At 39.5% G+C, this 14126-nt stretch carries 16 protein-coding genes; 9 read left to right on the forward strand and 7 right to left on the reverse strand.

The features are described 5' to 3' along the window. Nucleotides 1–3: 3 nt before the first annotated feature. The gene (locus ACXVWP_RS08230) at nt 4–774 is read right to left on the reverse strand and encodes a glycosyltransferase family 25 protein (RefSeq protein ID WP_297569187.1); all 771 of its coding nucleotides are present in this window, start codon (nt 772–774) and stop codon (nt 4–6) included. Between the two features lie 395 nt (nt 775–1169). Between ACXVWP_RS08230 and purR the strand changes: the two genes are divergently transcribed. Beyond that, the gene (gene purR, locus ACXVWP_RS08235; RefSeq protein ID WP_289902069.1) at nt 1170–2180 is read left to right on the forward strand and encodes an HTH-type transcriptional repressor PurR; all 1011 of its coding nucleotides are present in this window, start codon (nt 1170–1172) and stop codon (nt 2178–2180) included. Between the two features lie 176 nt (nt 2181–2356). Beyond that, nucleotides 2357–4996 carry a phosphoenolpyruvate carboxylase gene (gene ppc, locus ACXVWP_RS08240; RefSeq protein WP_369866768.1) on the forward strand — a complete coding sequence of 880 codons (2640 nt, stop codon included), beginning with the start codon at nt 2357–2359 and terminating at the stop codon, nt 4994–4996. A gap of 56 nt (nt 4997–5052) precedes the next feature. Here ppc and ACXVWP_RS08245 read toward each other — a convergent pair whose 3' ends face one another. Further along, nucleotides 5053–5484, reverse strand: a complete 432-nt coding sequence (locus ACXVWP_RS08245) for a MarR family winged helix-turn-helix transcriptional regulator (RefSeq protein WP_369866769.1) — start codon at nt 5482–5484, stop codon at nt 5053–5055. Nucleotides 5485–5619: 135 nt separating this feature from the next. On the opposite strand from ACXVWP_RS08245, the gene ACXVWP_RS08250 reads away from it, so the two are divergent. Both ACXVWP_RS08250 and ACXVWP_RS08255 read left to right on the forward strand, forming a co-directional pair. Next, nucleotides 5620–6480 (forward strand): ABC transporter six-transmembrane domain-containing protein, encoded by an 861-nt coding sequence (locus tag ACXVWP_RS08250; protein WP_369866770.1) that lies wholly within the window; start codon nt 5620–5622, stop codon nt 6478–6480. A gap of 96 nt (nt 6481–6576) precedes the next feature. Beyond that, nucleotides 6577–6900: an HI1450 family dsDNA-mimic protein gene (locus ACXVWP_RS08255; protein ID WP_049357433.1), complete on the forward strand. Its 324-nt coding sequence runs from the start codon at nt 6577–6579 to the stop codon at nt 6898–6900. Between the two features lie 67 nt (nt 6901–6967). Here ACXVWP_RS08255 and hypE read toward each other — a convergent pair whose 3' ends face one another. From hypE to ACXVWP_RS08280, 5 genes are all read right to left on the reverse strand, one after another. Further along, the gene (gene hypE / locus ACXVWP_RS08260) at nt 6968–7981 is read right to left on the reverse strand and encodes a hydrogenase expression/formation protein HypE (RefSeq protein WP_302998631.1); all 1014 of its coding nucleotides are present in this window, start codon (nt 7979–7981) and stop codon (nt 6968–6970) included. A gap of 4 nt (nt 7982–7985) precedes the next feature. Further along, complete coding sequence (hypD, locus tag ACXVWP_RS08265) at nt 7986–9098, reverse strand: hydrogenase formation protein HypD (RefSeq protein ID WP_369866771.1); 1113 nt, start codon at nt 9096–9098, stop codon at nt 7986–7988. Nucleotides 9099–9107: 9 nt separating this feature from the next. Next, the gene (hypB, locus tag ACXVWP_RS08270; protein ID WP_070590768.1) at nt 9108–9914 is read right to left on the reverse strand and encodes a hydrogenase nickel incorporation protein HypB; all 807 of its coding nucleotides are present in this window, start codon (nt 9912–9914) and stop codon (nt 9108–9110) included. A gap of 187 nt (nt 9915–10101) precedes the next feature. Beyond that, nucleotides 10102–10443 carry a hydrogenase maturation nickel metallochaperone HypA gene (gene hypA / locus ACXVWP_RS08275; protein WP_289902065.1) on the reverse strand — a complete coding sequence of 114 codons (342 nt, stop codon included), beginning with the start codon at nt 10441–10443 and terminating at the stop codon, nt 10102–10104. 97 nt (nt 10444–10540) lie between these two features. Further along, nucleotides 10541–10954 carry a MerR family transcriptional regulator gene (locus tag ACXVWP_RS08280; protein WP_128787424.1) on the reverse strand — a complete coding sequence of 138 codons (414 nt, stop codon included), beginning with the start codon at nt 10952–10954 and terminating at the stop codon, nt 10541–10543. An 85-nt stretch (nt 10955–11039) separates the two neighbouring features. Here ACXVWP_RS08280 and ACXVWP_RS08285 point away from each other — a divergent pair, with 85 nt between their 5' ends. From ACXVWP_RS08285 to ACXVWP_RS08305, 5 genes are read left to right on the forward strand one after another with little or no spacing between them, the layout of a single operon-like run. Beyond that, on the forward strand, nt 11040–11723 hold the full coding sequence (locus ACXVWP_RS08285) for a DUF4198 domain-containing protein (protein WP_289902064.1): 684 nt from the start codon (nt 11040–11042) through the stop codon (nt 11721–11723). Beyond that, nucleotides 11723–12226, forward strand: coding sequence for a carboxypeptidase regulatory-like domain-containing protein (locus ACXVWP_RS08290; protein WP_289902063.1), 504 nt, complete (start codon nt 11723–11725; stop codon nt 12224–12226). The genes ACXVWP_RS08285 and ACXVWP_RS08290 overlap by 1 nt, the downstream gene beginning before the upstream one ends. Before the next feature lies 1 nt (nt 12227). After that, the gene (cbiM, locus tag ACXVWP_RS08295; protein WP_289902062.1) at nt 12228–12839 is read left to right on the forward strand and encodes a cobalt transporter CbiM; all 612 of its coding nucleotides are present in this window, start codon (nt 12228–12230) and stop codon (nt 12837–12839) included. After that, nucleotides 12836–13480, forward strand: coding sequence for an energy-coupling factor transporter transmembrane component T family protein (locus ACXVWP_RS08300; RefSeq protein WP_289902061.1), 645 nt, complete (start codon nt 12836–12838; stop codon nt 13478–13480). Before cbiM ends, ACXVWP_RS08300 begins: the two co-directional genes overlap by 4 nt. After that, a complete protein-coding gene (locus tag ACXVWP_RS08305) occupies nt 13480–14121 on the forward strand; it encodes an energy-coupling factor ABC transporter ATP-binding protein (protein ID WP_049357449.1) in 642 nt (213 codons plus the stop codon). Before ACXVWP_RS08300 ends, ACXVWP_RS08305 begins: the two co-directional genes overlap by 1 nt. The last annotated feature ends 5 nt before the right edge of the window (nt 14122–14126 follow it).

Consider the following 14126-nt stretch of genomic DNA (forward strand, 5'->3'; position numbering starts at 1 on the left):
ACGTTATTTTCCTAAATTCTTTTTCACCGCTAAGATTTTTTTGAGCGGATATTTCATTAATTTCTTTACTAAATTATTAGATTTTGAACCACGAATCGCTTCCAAATTACTCACTAACTGTGGATTTTCAATGGCCACAAGCGGACGAACCACATTGTTATTGATTTGGAATTGGGTTTCAAATAATAAGAAATCATCAGCCAGCCAAAACGGCTTTTCTTGTTTGAGTTGCTTTAAAAATGCACGTGCCGCTGATTTTTTAATTAAGTATGCTACCGTGCCTGCAAAATAACTTTTATATGGGTAAGCTACGGTGACATCACCCACTGTTTGACGTAAAAATGAGAAGGTTGTCGGATAATTAATTTCCAATTCCACATCATCAAATTCCGCAATTTTTGACTGCCCGATTAATACAATATCTGCATCGCATTTTTCGGTTAAAAGTGCGGTTGTGTTTGGCGATAAATTAGCGTTAAATAACGCATCATCTTCACAGACTAACGCATAGTCATTTTCCGTCACATTTTGATCTTCTACGATCTGACGATAAACCGCTAAATGGCTTAATGTACAACCAATTTCGCCTTTTGTGACGTTGCGTCCATAATGCTGTTCAAACTTCGTTGGATTGAATACTTCAGCCAATTCATCCCACTCTTTTTGCATGGTATTAATCGCTGAAAATACAGCAAAATCGGCGGTATCAGGTTGAGCAAAAAACAGCTCACGACGCTGAACATCTTTATCTAGTGAAATCAAATATTTATTCATCATTATCTCAATTTAGTTTTTGCGTTATTTTGATTGCAACAAACGAAAATAGTTGCAAATTATACTAAAGAAATAGCCAGTTGGCATTGCTTTTAGCTCGGAGACAAAAAACAACCAAAAAAATAACCGCACTTTAATTGCTTAAAGCGCGGTTAATCCTAAATATGTTTTTCTTTCTATTAAAAAATTGCAACAGCTAAACCAACTACAACACTTAAAGAAAGTACTACTGTTAGCATCGCGTAACCAAAATCACCCATTTTAATTTCCCACTTGTTTAGTTAAAGATATCCTATTCTAACAATAAAGTACGTTTTTTCAAAAAATTTTTATAATCTGCTTAACCTCTTTAGTTTCAATCTTTATAATAGAAAAAATTTTCTAGAGGCAAAATTATGGCAACAATTAAAGATGTCGCGAAGATGGCTGGTGTTTCAACTACCACAGTTTCCCATGTAATTAATAAAACCCGTTTTGTAGCAAAAGAAACCGAAGAAGCGGTGATGCAAGCCATTAAAAACTTGAAATATTCACCTAGTGCTGTTGCGCGGAGTTTGAAAGTCAATACGACAAAATCTATTGGGATGATTGTTACCACTAGTGAATCCCCTTATTTTGCTGAAATCATTCATGCCGTTGAAGATCATTGTTATCGCCAAAGCTATTCATTGTTTTTATGTAACACACAAAATGATCCAGAAAAGATTAAAAACCATTTAGACATGCTTGCCAAAAAACGTGTAGATGGCTTATTAGTCATGTGTTCTGAATATACATCCCATTCACTTGATATCCTTTCTAACGCAGCTGACATACCAATGGTTGTAATGGACTGGGGGCCTAATACTGATACAGATGTCATTGAAGATAATAGCTTTACGGGCGGATATATTGCGACTAAGCACTTAATTGATTGTGGTCATAAAGCCATTGGTCTTATTGCGGGGGAATTGGATAAAACTACCGCAAGAACACGTTATGAAGGTTTTGTGAAAGCCATGAATGAAGCCAATCTGCCAATTCATGAAAATTGGATTATGGAAGGTTTCTTCGAGCCTGAAGATGGTTACGAGTGTATGAATAAAATTCTCGTACAAGACAGCCTACCTACTGCTGTCTTCTGCTGTAATGATGTGATGGCATTAGGTGCAATTTCTGCTATTACAGAAAAAGGCTTGCGCGTGCCTGATGATATTTCGATTATTGGCTATGACAATATTCACTCATCACGTTTCTATGCACCGCCACTCACCACGATTCACCAATCTAAATCACGTTTAGGTGCACAGGCGGTTAATCTGTTATTTGAACGAATCGCCAATAAAGATAACGACAGCCACGAAAAACATCGTATTGCGATCCATCCAGAATTGGTACTACGAAAATCAGTCCGTACACTTGCATAAACATTAAATTTTTTGACCGCACTTTAAATTTTATCTAAAAAAGTGCGGTCTTTTTTTACTTATTTTCAGCTTTTTTGATTTAATACAAGTTTTCGACGTATAGCATTTGATCCCGATACATATTTTTGGTTATATCTATACTGGTTTTATTTTATTTTTTCTTTATCGGAGTTTATATGACTGATGAGTATCGCACTCTCCGCCATAATATTAATATGTTAGGGCGTTTTCTTGGAGAAACCATCAATGATGCACAAGGCGAAGACATTCTTACCTTGATTGAAAATGTTCGCCAATTGTCCAAACAATCTCGAGCAGGCGATAGCCAAGCGCGTAAAACCTTGTTGGATACCCTTTCCACCATTTCTAACGAAAACATTATTCCCGTTGCGCGTGCATTCAGCCATTTTCTTAATCTGACGAATATCGCTGAACAATACCAAACTGTCTCTCGCCAACATAAAGATTTACAATCCTCTAACCGTTCTTTGAGTGCGTTATTTCAACGTTTAAAAGCACAAAATGCCTCAAAAGAAGAGGTTTACAAAACCGTTGAAAACTTACTTATTGAACTGGTATTAACGGCACACCCTACCGAAACCACACGACGTTCGTTAATCCACAAACACGTTGAGATCAATAAATGCTTAAGCAAATTAGAGCACGATGATTTAACGCCTAAAGAACGCGGCATTATTGAACGCTTGCTACTTCGTTTAATTGCTGAAGCATGGCATACCAATGAAATCCGTACCGTTCGCCCTACGCCATTCGATGAAGCAAAATGGGGCTATGCCATGATTGAAAACAGCCTATGGCAAGGGGTGCCGGAATTCTTACGTCAATTAAATGAACATGCTCGTGAATTTTTGGGGTACGATTTACCAGTGGGCTTACGTCCTGTCCGAATTTCTTCTTGGATGGGCGGTGACCGTGATGGTAACCCGTTTGTCACCTCAAAAATAACCCAACAAGTGCTCTATCTTGCTCGTTGGAAAGCAGCGGATTTATTCTTAAATGACATCAAATCTCTTGCCGATGAATTATCCATGGTGAAATGCACACCAGACTTTACCGCAAAATATGGTGAACATTTAGAGCCTTATCGTTTTGTGGTCAAACAACTTCGTGAAAAACTTATCGGGACTCTTGATTACTTTGAAGATTGCATGGCAAATCGTCCGCCTCGTGTAAGTCAGGCGGATATCATCATGGAAGATAATCAACTTTGGGAACCGCTCTATGATTGCTATCAATCATTAATGGCGTGTGGCATGCGTATTATTGCCAATGGATCCTTATTGGATATTTTGCACCGTATTCGCTGTTTTGGGGTCACCCTTTCACAAATGGATATCCGTCAAGAAAGCACGCGTCATACAGATGCGATTGCTGAAATTACACGTTATCTTGGCATTGGAGATTATGCACAATGGAGCGAAGCTGAGAAACAATCTTTCTTGGTGCGTGAATTAAATTCTCGCCGTCCATTAATTCCAACCCATTGGGAGCCGTCTGCAGAAACCCAAGAAATTTTAGAGACTTGCAAAGTCATTGCCCAACAAAAACAAGGCGTAATTGCTTGCTATATTATTTCAATGGCAAGAAGTGCCTCTGATGTTCTTGCTGTGCATTTATTATTAAAAGAAGCGGGCGTGCCTTATCACATTCCTGTCGTGCCACTTTTTGAAACCTTAGATGACTTAGATGCCTCTGAAGGTGTCATGCGTCAATTATTCAATATTGGTTGGTATCGTGGCTTGATTAACAATCATCAAATGGTGATGATTGGTTATTCAGACTCAGCTAAAGATGCGGGAATGATGGCGGCTTCATGGGCACAATATCGTGCACAAGAAGCGTTAGTCAATTTAACTGAAGAACTGGGCATTGAGCTGACTTTATTCCATGGTCGTGGTGGTACAATCGGTCGAGGTGGTGCGCCTGCACATGCGGCATTACTTTCTCAACCTCCGCGCTCACTCAAAAATGGTTTACGTGTGACTGAACAAGGGGAAATGATCCGCTTTAAACTTGGTTTACCCGAAGTTGCGGTTGAAACCTTTGATCTTTACGCGAGTGCAATTTTAGAAGCAAACTTACTTCCACCACCAGAACCTAAAGCAGAATGGCGTACCGTCATGGATGAGCTTTCCGCTACTTCATGCGACATTTACCGTAGTGTTGTTCGTGGTGATAAAGACTTCGTGCCTTATTTCCGCAGCGCCACACCGGAACAAGAACTGTCTAAACTGCCACTCGGCTCTCGCCCTGCAAAACGTAATCCAAATGGGGGCGTAGAAAGCTTACGTGCTATTCCATGGATTTTTGCTTGGATGCAAAACCGCTTGATGCTACCAGCATGGCTTGGTGCGGGTGCGGCAATTCAAAAAATTGTAGATGAAGGCAAAGGTCATATTATTGAAGAAATGTGCAAAGCTTGGCCATTTTTCTCTACTCGCGTGGGTATGTTAGAAATGGTGTTCAGTAAAACTGATACTTGGCTTTCTGAGCAATATGATCATAACTTAGTGAAAAAAGAGCTTTGGTACTTGGGTGAAAATCTGCGTAACCAACTGAATGCGGATATTAAAACCGTGCTTTCGCTTTCTCACAAAGATGAATTAATGGCGGACTTGCCGTGGATCGCCGATTCTATTGCGTTACGTAATGTTTATACGGATCCGCTCAATCTCCTTCAAGTGGAATTGCTCCGTCGTTTCCGTGAATCGCCTGAAAACCCAAGTCCTGATGTGGAACAAGCCTTGATGATCACCATCACAGGTATCGCTGCAGGTATGCGAAATACGGGCTAGTTACAGCAAATATAAATAAGTGCGGTCAAAAATAATGATAAATTTGACCGCACTTTTTATTTATTCATTACATTTCGACAGATTTGGGAAAATTCAGACATTAATGCAAAAAGTTGAGTAGATTTCTCTTTTCCAAATACATTAAATGCATTCTCAAACATCTCTGTGGTCGCCTCATAAATCGGTTCTGCTTGCAATTTACCTGCATTTGTTAATTGCATAATTCGCTCACGCTTATCCGTTGAACTCGGATAAAATTCAATCCAGTCTTTTTCTCGAAACTCTTTGCAAATATTAAACACGGTTTGTTTAGGTATATACCATTCATCACAAATTTTCTTTTGTGTGCATTGCCCATTTTCAGCTCCCGCTAAACAATAAAGCACTGCAAAATGATTGTAATTAAGTGCAAACTTAAGATCGATCCATGTATCCAGCACCTCATCAATTTCTGAAATGTGCTTACCAAGCAACTCAAAATTATTCATTTCTATCCCTCAACTTTCTCTGTTTGTCTTATTCTATCATTTCAATTATAAAAATATAGTCTTAAAATTTACTTTATTTTAGTAAATTTTAAGACTATAATTTGTAGAGTTTAGCAATTATTAGACTATATTTTTATGACTAAAATGACTTCAAATGCGATAGAAAATATTAAATCAATCGCCAAAAACAACAAAAAACGTCTTTTCTTTACTTTCAGCTTGGTCACATTAGAGAACATTCTCTTTATTACTTATCCCGTTTTTGGGGGCTTTGCTGTTAATGCAATAATGAATGGAGATGTCTTGCTTTCACTTAGCTATTCCCTTTTAGTGCTTATTATTTGGGGAATTGGTGCAGCTCGCCGTGCAGTAGATACTCGTAGTTTTGCTCGTATTTACGCAGAGCTTGCCGTGCCGGTTATCATTAACCAACGAGAGAAAGGATTAAATACCTCAGCAATTACTGCTCGTGTAGCATTATCACGTCAATTTGTGGACTTTTTTGAACAACATCTACCAACATTAATTATGTCGAGTTTTTCCATCATTGGTGCGGCTATAATGCTATTGTGGCTAGAATTTTGGTCAGGCATAACGGCTTGTCTAATATTGGTATTTTTTGGTCTTTTATTACCTACATACTCAAAAACAAATGATTTGCTTTATTTAAAGCTTAACGATCGGTTAGAAAAAGAAGTCAACGTAATTGAACAAAAAAGTAATTATTACTTAAATAAACATTATGACTGGCTTGCTCATTTACGTATCCGTTTATCTAATCGTGAAGCAACGGGTTATTTATGGATTGGCATTGCATCAGCTATTTTATTTGGTGTCACTGTAGTTAATTTAGCCACAACTAAAGGTGTGCAAGCTGGGCATATTTATGCAGTAATTACTTATCTTTGGACATTTGCGATTAGCCTTGATGATGCACCTCGATTACTAGAGCAATTTTCTAATTTGAAAGATATAGGAAAACGAGTTGAGGTTTAACTACTATAAGCAAAATATAGATGAATTTGACCGCACTTTTTGTTTTCTGTTTCTTGCGGTATCATACGCGCAATTGACTTGATGAAGGAAAACCCAATGACAACTGATATTCAAAAACTTGATCCCGATGCAGCGATTGATCTTGCTTATGATATTTTCTTAGAGATGGCGGGGGAAAATCTCGATCCCGCTGATATTATGCTATTCAATCTGCAATTTGAAGATCGTGGTGCAGTCGAGTTTGTCGAAACTGCAGATGATTGGGAACAAGAAATTGGGGTGTTAATCGATCCTGACGCTTTTGCTGAAGTTTGGGTGGGTTTAGTGAATGAGAAAGATGAAATGGATGATGTGTTTGCGAAATTCTTAATTTCACACCGAGAAGAAGATCGTGAATTCCACGTTATTTGGAAAAAATAGCACTCTTCTCACACATACCAATTTACAAACTAAAACCGGTTTAATTTAACATTAAACCGGTTTTTGCTTAACAAATGCGTGGTAAAGGTTCGTTGCGTGGTAAGTCTAATAAACGACTTTGACCGAAAAGACCAACTGCACGAACTTTGCCATCAGTCGTTACCTCACCAATGACAGCTGCGTTTTCACCTAATGGATGGCGACGAAGTGCGGTCAGAATCTCAGCTGTTTTTTCTTTGTCTGCCACAATCACTAATTTGCCTTCATTAGCAAAATTTAATGCATCCAAACCGAGTAATTCACAAATACCGCGCACTTCCTGACGAATTGGTAACACTGTTTCATCAATTTGAATCCCTACTTTTTGTGCCTGTGCAAATTCGTGAAGTACTGCATTCACACCACCACGGGTCGCATCGCGTACAGCTTTCACCCCTTCAATTGGACGAATGCAATCAATGAGCGGTGCAAGCACAGCACAATCACTGCGTAAATCCGTTTGAATACCAAGATTTTCGCGTAAATTCAAAATGGTTGCACCATGATCACCTAAAGTACCACTCACGATAATCTGATCACCTGGCTGAATGCGATGTACGCCCCAGTCGAGTCCATTTGGAATCACACCAATGCCTGCCGTATTGATAAAGACTTTATCTATCGCGCCTTTTTGTACTACTTTGGTATCACCGGTTACCACTTGAATACCGGCTGACTGACAGGCTTTTGCCATTGATTGGATCAATTTTTTTAAGGTTTCCAGTGGCAAACCTTCTTCTAAAATAAATCCACAAGACAAATATTTTGGTACGGCACCGCATACCGCGACATCGTTAGCTGTGCCACAAACAGCGAGTTTACCAATATCTCCACCTGGGAAAAAAATCGGATCAATCACAAAACTATCGGTAGAAAATGACAATGTTCCACCTAAAGCATTTAACTCTTGTAAAGCAATACGAGCCTGATCTTCGCCTTGTGAAAGTATTGGATTATCAAATGCCTCGACAAAATAATCGCGGATCAACTCTTGCATGGTAGCACCACCATTTCCGTGTGCCATTGTAATAAAATCAGTCATTGTTTTATTCCCGTCTATATTGATAATAGGCCGCACATGCCCCTTCGGAAGACACCATCAATGCACCATAGGCATTGTCAGGATTACATTTTTTAGCAAATAATGGGCAATCCGCCGGCTTACATTTCCCGATTAATACATCGCCGCAACGAGAATCAGGATCATCGGCAACTTGGTGTGGCTGACAAGCAAAATGGCCTTCTGCATCAAAGCATTGATAATCATCTGTCAATTCTACACCTGATTCTGCAATTTCGCCCAATCCACGCCATTCGCTGCTGGCTTTCAAGCGGAACACTTTACTGATTGCCTGTTGTGCTAACTCATTGCCATGTTGGTGTACGATACGTTTATACTGATTTTCCACTTCGCAGCGTTGTTCAACAATCTGTGTCACCAACATTAAAATTGCTTGTAGGATATCTAAAGGCTCAAAACCAGTGATTACAAAAGGCTTATGGTAGGTATCACACAATTCCTGATAAGGTTCAGAACCAATCACCATGCTGACATGACCTGGCGCAAGGAAGCCGTCAATTTTGACTTGTCCTTGTGACAATAAGCTGTGTAATGTCGGGATGATGGTAATATTTTGGCATACCACAAAAAAGTTTTTTACCTGCTGTTTTTTCGCTTGTTGCAAGGTAATCGCGGCACTTGGCATGGTTGTTTCAAAACCAAGTGAAAAGAATACCACTTTTTTATCAGGATTATTTGATGCGATATTCAATGCATCGAGCGGTGAATAAACGATTCGAACATCTGCGCCCTGTGCTTTGGCTTCTAATAATGAACCTAAACGTCCGCGTACTCGCATCGCATCACCGAAAGTACAGAAAATCACTTCTGGACGACGAGCAATCTCAATACATACATCAATTCGCCCCATCGGTAAGACACATACCGGACAGCCTGGACCGTGAATAAATTCAATACTTTTCGGTAATAAACGATCCAGCCCAAATTTAAAAATGGTATGAGTATGTCCGCCGCAGACCTCCATCAGATATAACGGATTTTCTGGTGTAAAGTACGGTTGTTTTTCCATTATTTTTTGTAGTCGCTGCAACAGACTTTTGGCCAGTTCAGGATCACGAAATTCATCAACAAACTGCATTTGATGCTCCTATCGTTCTTGCGCTTTTAACCAGTCTAGCCATTGCTGTAATCCTTCTCCACTTTGAGAAGACAACTGGATAACCTCAATTGTTGGATTCACTTGTTTCGCATAAGCAATACATTTTTCCACATCGAAATTTAAGTACGGCAGTAAATCCACTTTGTTTAAAATCATTAACTTAGAAGCCGCAAACATATGTGGATATTTGAGTGGTTTATCTTCACCTTCTGTTACAGATAAAATCACTACTTTGGCATGCTCACCTAAATCAAATTCTGATGGGCAGACTAGGTTTCCGACATTTTCAATAAACATCAGACTATTTTCCTGTGGCTGCAATTTCACCAATGCATTACCAATCATTTGTGCATCTAAATGACAACCTTTACCCGTATTAACTTGAATTGCTGGCACACCGGTTTGACGAATACGATCCGCATCGTTTTCTGTTTGTTGATCGCCCTCGATCACATAACAAGGATAGTCATTTTTTAATGCATTTAACGTAGTCGTCAATAAGGTTGTTTTGCCTGAACCAGGACTTGAAACAAGATTAAGTGCCAAAATATGCTGATTCGCAAAAAAACGACGATTCATATCGGCTAATTGATTGTTGGCACCAAGAATATCTTGTTCTACTTTCAGTAATCGTTGCTGTGTTTCTTCTTGTTGCGGCGTGTCTGGCATGCGGAAGGAGGAGTGAGAAAAATTAGGTAGTTTTGTCGCATGTTGCGCATTGGAATCATGATGAACATGCGGTAATTCACCGATTCTGACTTGGTCTGGATGGCCACAGCCACAGGTTGTACACATAAGTCACCTCAATAATTTTTCGTTTATTCTGTAAATGCTTAGAATCTATGCTAATTCATGTGTGTTAGAATACCATATTCTCAATGTTAAATATATTCTTTGAAGAGAGATAAACACATACTATCAATCAGTTAGCGGGTTTTATATTCAAAAGTCAGACGACATTCTAACCAATTAAAATACTCTGCTATTTTACGGCAATTTCTTTCACTCTAAATTCTGTGCCGCTTCGACGTTGTAAACATGCACTGTGACAATGTGGACAGCAATCCTGATAGGCCTCAATCTCTACTTCCTTTTGACATTGCCAGCACCATGCTATCGCGGGTAAATGAATAAAATGTAATTGGCAATTTTCAGCAACAGTATCTTTACGCATAATTTCAAAGCAAAATTCAACCGCACTTTGCTCGACACAAGACAGTGCTCCAATTTCTAGCCAGATATCTGTCACTTCATGGATGTTATGCTTTTTCTGTTGCTGTTCAATAATTTCCATCATGTTCTGACAGAGGGACATTTCGTGCATGATTTTCTCCTTAGGATAAAAAGCAGTATGTTTTAATTCTGCTCTTTTTACTATTCATTTTCTGAGTTTCAATATTCACCCGTGTTGGCATTATACTTTATTTCAACGGCACAAAATTAATGCCACTGTGCTGCAATAAAGTGTTCATTAAATCATTATTTTGCTCAAAGTGACTACATTTACCTTTGAGCTGAATTAAGCGAAGTCTCAAGTGAGCTAATTCATGGATCCGTTTTGATACTTCTCGAATATGTCGATCTAGCAGCTCATTGATTTCCCTTTCCTGCTCTTGAGTGGCACATTGCGGATTCAGCAACATTTTGATTTCTTTTAGTGAAATATCCAAACTGCGGCAATAACAAATAAAAGAAAGTTGTTTCAAATGCTCTTCCGTATAAACACGAAAATTACCGCTCGTTCGTTTGGCGGGTTCGATTAATCCTTGCTTTTCATAGAAACGTACGGCCTCCACCGTACAGCCAACGATATTGGCTAGTTGACCAATTTTCATTTTTATAAAATTACACTTGACTCTGAAGTTACTTCATATTTTATACTTTATCATAGTATTCACATGTTAGAAAAGGAGAACTTCCATGAAAAAAACAGCATTGTTTATTACCGCACTATTCGGTGCTTCACTTGCTAATGCACATAATGTTTGGTTGGAGCCTGCTAAGGATGCAAAAGGGCAATATGTGGTTAAATTTGGTCATGAGGAAACTGAAACCTATCCTCAAAGCAAATTAAAAGTGGTACGCCTACTCGATGCTAAGGGCCAATTGCAAAATGCCACTGTAAACTTTAAGGAAGGCGAAGCACACTTTGCTGCACCAGATGCAGCCATCGCGTTTATTCGCTTTGATAATGGTGTTTGGTCAAAATTACCTAGCGGTAAATATGTCGAAAAAACCAAACAACAGGCACCTGAAGCTGTACGCAGTGTTAATCCAATCAAATTCGGTAAAGCCATTTTACACTGGGATACGCAAGCAAATAAATCACACAATATGGATTATGAATTAATCCCTCAAAGTGAACCGAAAGCGGGACAACCACTCGATATTCTCGTGTTAGTAAAAGGTAAACCTGTGCAAGGCATCAAAGTGGGGTTAGGCGAAGATCACCCATTCAACTTAACCAATGAAAAAGGTATCGCACAATTCACCCCTAAAGCGGGTTATAACAAAGTTTGGGCTGAATTTGACGAGCCAGTTAAAGAAAACCCTGACTATACCGAGCGCAGTGTTGAATATATGCTGACTTTTGATGCAAAATAATGAAAAGAGTTATATTTTTAACCGCACTTTTCACCTGGCTGTGCGCACCATCAGCATTGGCTCATAGTTTGCATGTTTTTGCACAATATGATGGACGCACAGTCTCTGGTAAAGCCTATTATTCCGATATGACCCCTGCGGCAGAAACTTATATGGAAATTTTGCAAGCAGGCCAGGACTCTCCTCTATTGGAAGGCAAAACGGATCGCGATGGGCAATTTGCCTATCCGATCAATACGACTACCGAAGGTGCCATTAAAGTGGTGATAGAAGGTGAAGAAGGACATCGAGCCTCAATTGTTGCCAACAGAGTATCTGCACAAACCACTAATAACAGTAACAATGCATTGATGTTGGTTCGCGAAGATATTTCTAAATTAAAAGACAAAATTTACCTGCACGATATTATTGGTGGTATCGGTTATATTGTTGGTATTTTTGGCTTATGGGCATTGATTAGAGCCTCAAAGATGACGCGTGCGTCGCAATCTAAGGAAAGATAATATGCATTTATCGGAAGGTGTGTTGCATACACCCGTATTGCTTGGTGGTGCAGCTGTCGCATTAGTCTGCGTAATGATTGGCCTGAAACGCCTCAATTCGCAGCAATTACCGCTAACAGCATTGTTTGCTGCTGCTTTTTTTGTTGCGGGTACCATTCATGTACCGGTTGGTATTGGTAGCGTGCATCTCATCTTAAACGGCATGGCCGGCCTGTTTCTCGGCTGGGCTGTTTTCCCTGCTTTTTTAATCGCATTGGTATTACAAGCCCTGCTATTTTCCTTCGGGGGATTTGCCGTATTAGGTGTCAATTTATGCGTAATGGCATTACCAGCCCTTCTTGTACATTGGCTATTTGCAAAAAGGCTTGAAAATGACAATTCCCGTCGCACTCAAATTACTGCAGGAATTGGAGCTGGCGTGATCGGCGTTGGCGGTTCAGCCTTGCTCGCTTCTTTAGTCTTGGCTCTAGATGGCGGTAAAGCCTACAGCGATCTAATTATGCTTCTGGTGATATCACATATTCCCGTGTTTATTGTCGACAGTATCGTCAGCGTCGGGGTGGTCTTATTGTTAAACAAAATGTATCCAACAGCGCTCAGTGTAGTGAAATGAATTTTCTTGCTATTTTTCAACCGCACTTACGATTAATTTATGTGTTTTTGTGTGGACTTATCGTCAGCACAATGACACATATTTCAACGCTTATTATCCTTAATCTGATCGTATTCAGCGGGTTACTTATTGCGCTAATACGTTATCAAAAATCCCTTGCCGGTTATTTCAAATATTGGCTAAAACTGAATTTTTTCACTTTGCTTGTTTGGTTGACCTTAAGTTGGAAAATCACCGAGCAAGGTTTAGTATTAAATCCAATGGGTATTCAGCTCGCACGGCTCATCACGCTACGCTTCAATTTGATTTTAAGTTTAACTCGCCTCTTGTTAATTGATATGAACAAGAGCCTTTTATTACAAGCATTATGTCGTTTACCATTGCCCGAAAAACTACTTCACCTATTTGTTCTAACCGTACGTTATATTTCTGTACTCGGTGATGTACATAAAAAAATGGATATGGCAATGCGCGCACGCGGATACCAGCCAAAACTTAACAGCAGAACCTTATTCATTGCATCACAACGCGTGGCATTATTATTAATTCATGCTCTCGTTAAAGCAGAAAAAACAGAAATGGCGCTAAAAGCACGTGGCTTTCAGCTGCATGATGTGAAAAAAACACAGGATAAATCTTGATGAACGTCCTCGAAGTCAAACAATTACAGATCATGCGCGACCAACGTGTGATTATTGATAACCTTTCTTTTGAGCTCCCTGAAGGTCATCGTCTTTTTTTACAAGGCGATATTGGTTGTGGGAAATCAACGCTATTACATAGCCTATTAGGGTTTATACCTTACCAACAAGGTGAGATTCGCTGGTTCGATAACACCTGCCGTCAAGAAAAAGATTTTGTACCGTTACGTGGAAAGATTGGTATCTGTTTCCAACATGCAGGCGATCAACTTTTCGGTCCAACCGTATTTGATGATGTGGCCTTTGGTCCACTTAATCAAGGATTGAACAGAGATGAAGCCTATCAAATTGCCTTGCAACAACTGGAACGTCTGAATATTGTTGGATTAAAAGATCGTTCCGTGAATACCCTATCTGGTGGTGAACAGAATTTTACTGCACTGGCTGGCGTGCTAGCGATGCAACCCAAAGTATTATTACTTGATGAACCAACCAATGGACTGGATGTAAAAAATATTGCCAAACTGACCGCACTTTTACGCGAGTTACAGTTACCAATGCTTATTGCCTCGCATGATTTACACTTTAGTGAAACGCTCGCCGATTCCTGTTTGTCTTTAGCCACAGATAATGATGGCTAAATGCG

The sequence above is a fragment of the Haemophilus sp. SZY H56 genome (assembly GCF_054332415.1).

What these genes read in the sequence shown, in the direction of transcription:
- ACXVWP_RS08230 (WP_297569187.1), bottom strand. Translation starts at nt 774, where the DNA reads ATGAATAAATATTTGATTTCACTAGATAAAGATGTTCAGCGTCGTGAG.
- purR (WP_289902069.1), top strand. Translation starts at nt 1,170, where the DNA reads ATGGCAACAATTAAAGATGTCGCGAAGATGGCTGGTGTTTCAACTACC.
- ppc (WP_369866768.1), top strand. Translation starts at nt 2,357, where the DNA reads ATGACTGATGAGTATCGCACTCTCCGCCATAATATTAATATGTTAGGG.
- ACXVWP_RS08245 (WP_369866769.1), bottom strand. Translation starts at nt 5,484, where the DNA reads ATGAATAATTTTGAGTTGCTTGGTAAGCACATTTCAGAAATTGATGAG.
- ACXVWP_RS08250 (WP_369866770.1), top strand. Translation starts at nt 5,620, where the DNA reads ATGACTAAAATGACTTCAAATGCGATAGAAAATATTAAATCAATCGCC.
- ACXVWP_RS08255 (WP_049357433.1), top strand. Translation starts at nt 6,577, where the DNA reads ATGACAACTGATATTCAAAAACTTGATCCCGATGCAGCGATTGATCTT.
- hypE (WP_302998631.1), bottom strand. Translation starts at nt 7,981, where the DNA reads ATGACTGATTTTATTACAATGGCACACGGAAATGGTGGTGCTACCATG.
- hypD (WP_369866771.1), bottom strand. Translation starts at nt 9,098, where the DNA reads ATGCAGTTTGTTGATGAATTTCGTGATCCTGAACTGGCCAAAAGTCTG.
- hypB (WP_070590768.1), bottom strand. Translation starts at nt 9,914, where the DNA reads ATGTGTACAACCTGTGGCTGTGGCCATCCAGACCAAGTCAGAATCGGT.
- hypA (WP_289902065.1), bottom strand. Translation starts at nt 10,443, where the DNA reads ATGCACGAAATGTCCCTCTGTCAGAACATGATGGAAATTATTGAACAG.
- ACXVWP_RS08280 (WP_128787424.1), bottom strand. Translation starts at nt 10,954, where the DNA reads ATGAAAATTGGTCAACTAGCCAATATCGTTGGCTGTACGGTGGAGGCC.
- ACXVWP_RS08285 (WP_289902064.1), top strand. Translation starts at nt 11,040, where the DNA reads ATGAAAAAAACAGCATTGTTTATTACCGCACTATTCGGTGCTTCACTT.
- ACXVWP_RS08290 (WP_289902063.1), top strand. Translation starts at nt 11,723, where the DNA reads ATGAAAAGAGTTATATTTTTAACCGCACTTTTCACCTGGCTGTGCGCA.
- cbiM (WP_289902062.1), top strand. Translation starts at nt 12,228, where the DNA reads ATGCATTTATCGGAAGGTGTGTTGCATACACCCGTATTGCTTGGTGGT.
- ACXVWP_RS08300 (WP_289902061.1), top strand. Translation starts at nt 12,836, where the DNA reads ATGAATTTTCTTGCTATTTTTCAACCGCACTTACGATTAATTTATGTG.
- ACXVWP_RS08305 (WP_049357449.1), top strand. Translation starts at nt 13,480, where the DNA reads ATGAACGTCCTCGAAGTCAAACAATTACAGATCATGCGCGACCAACGT.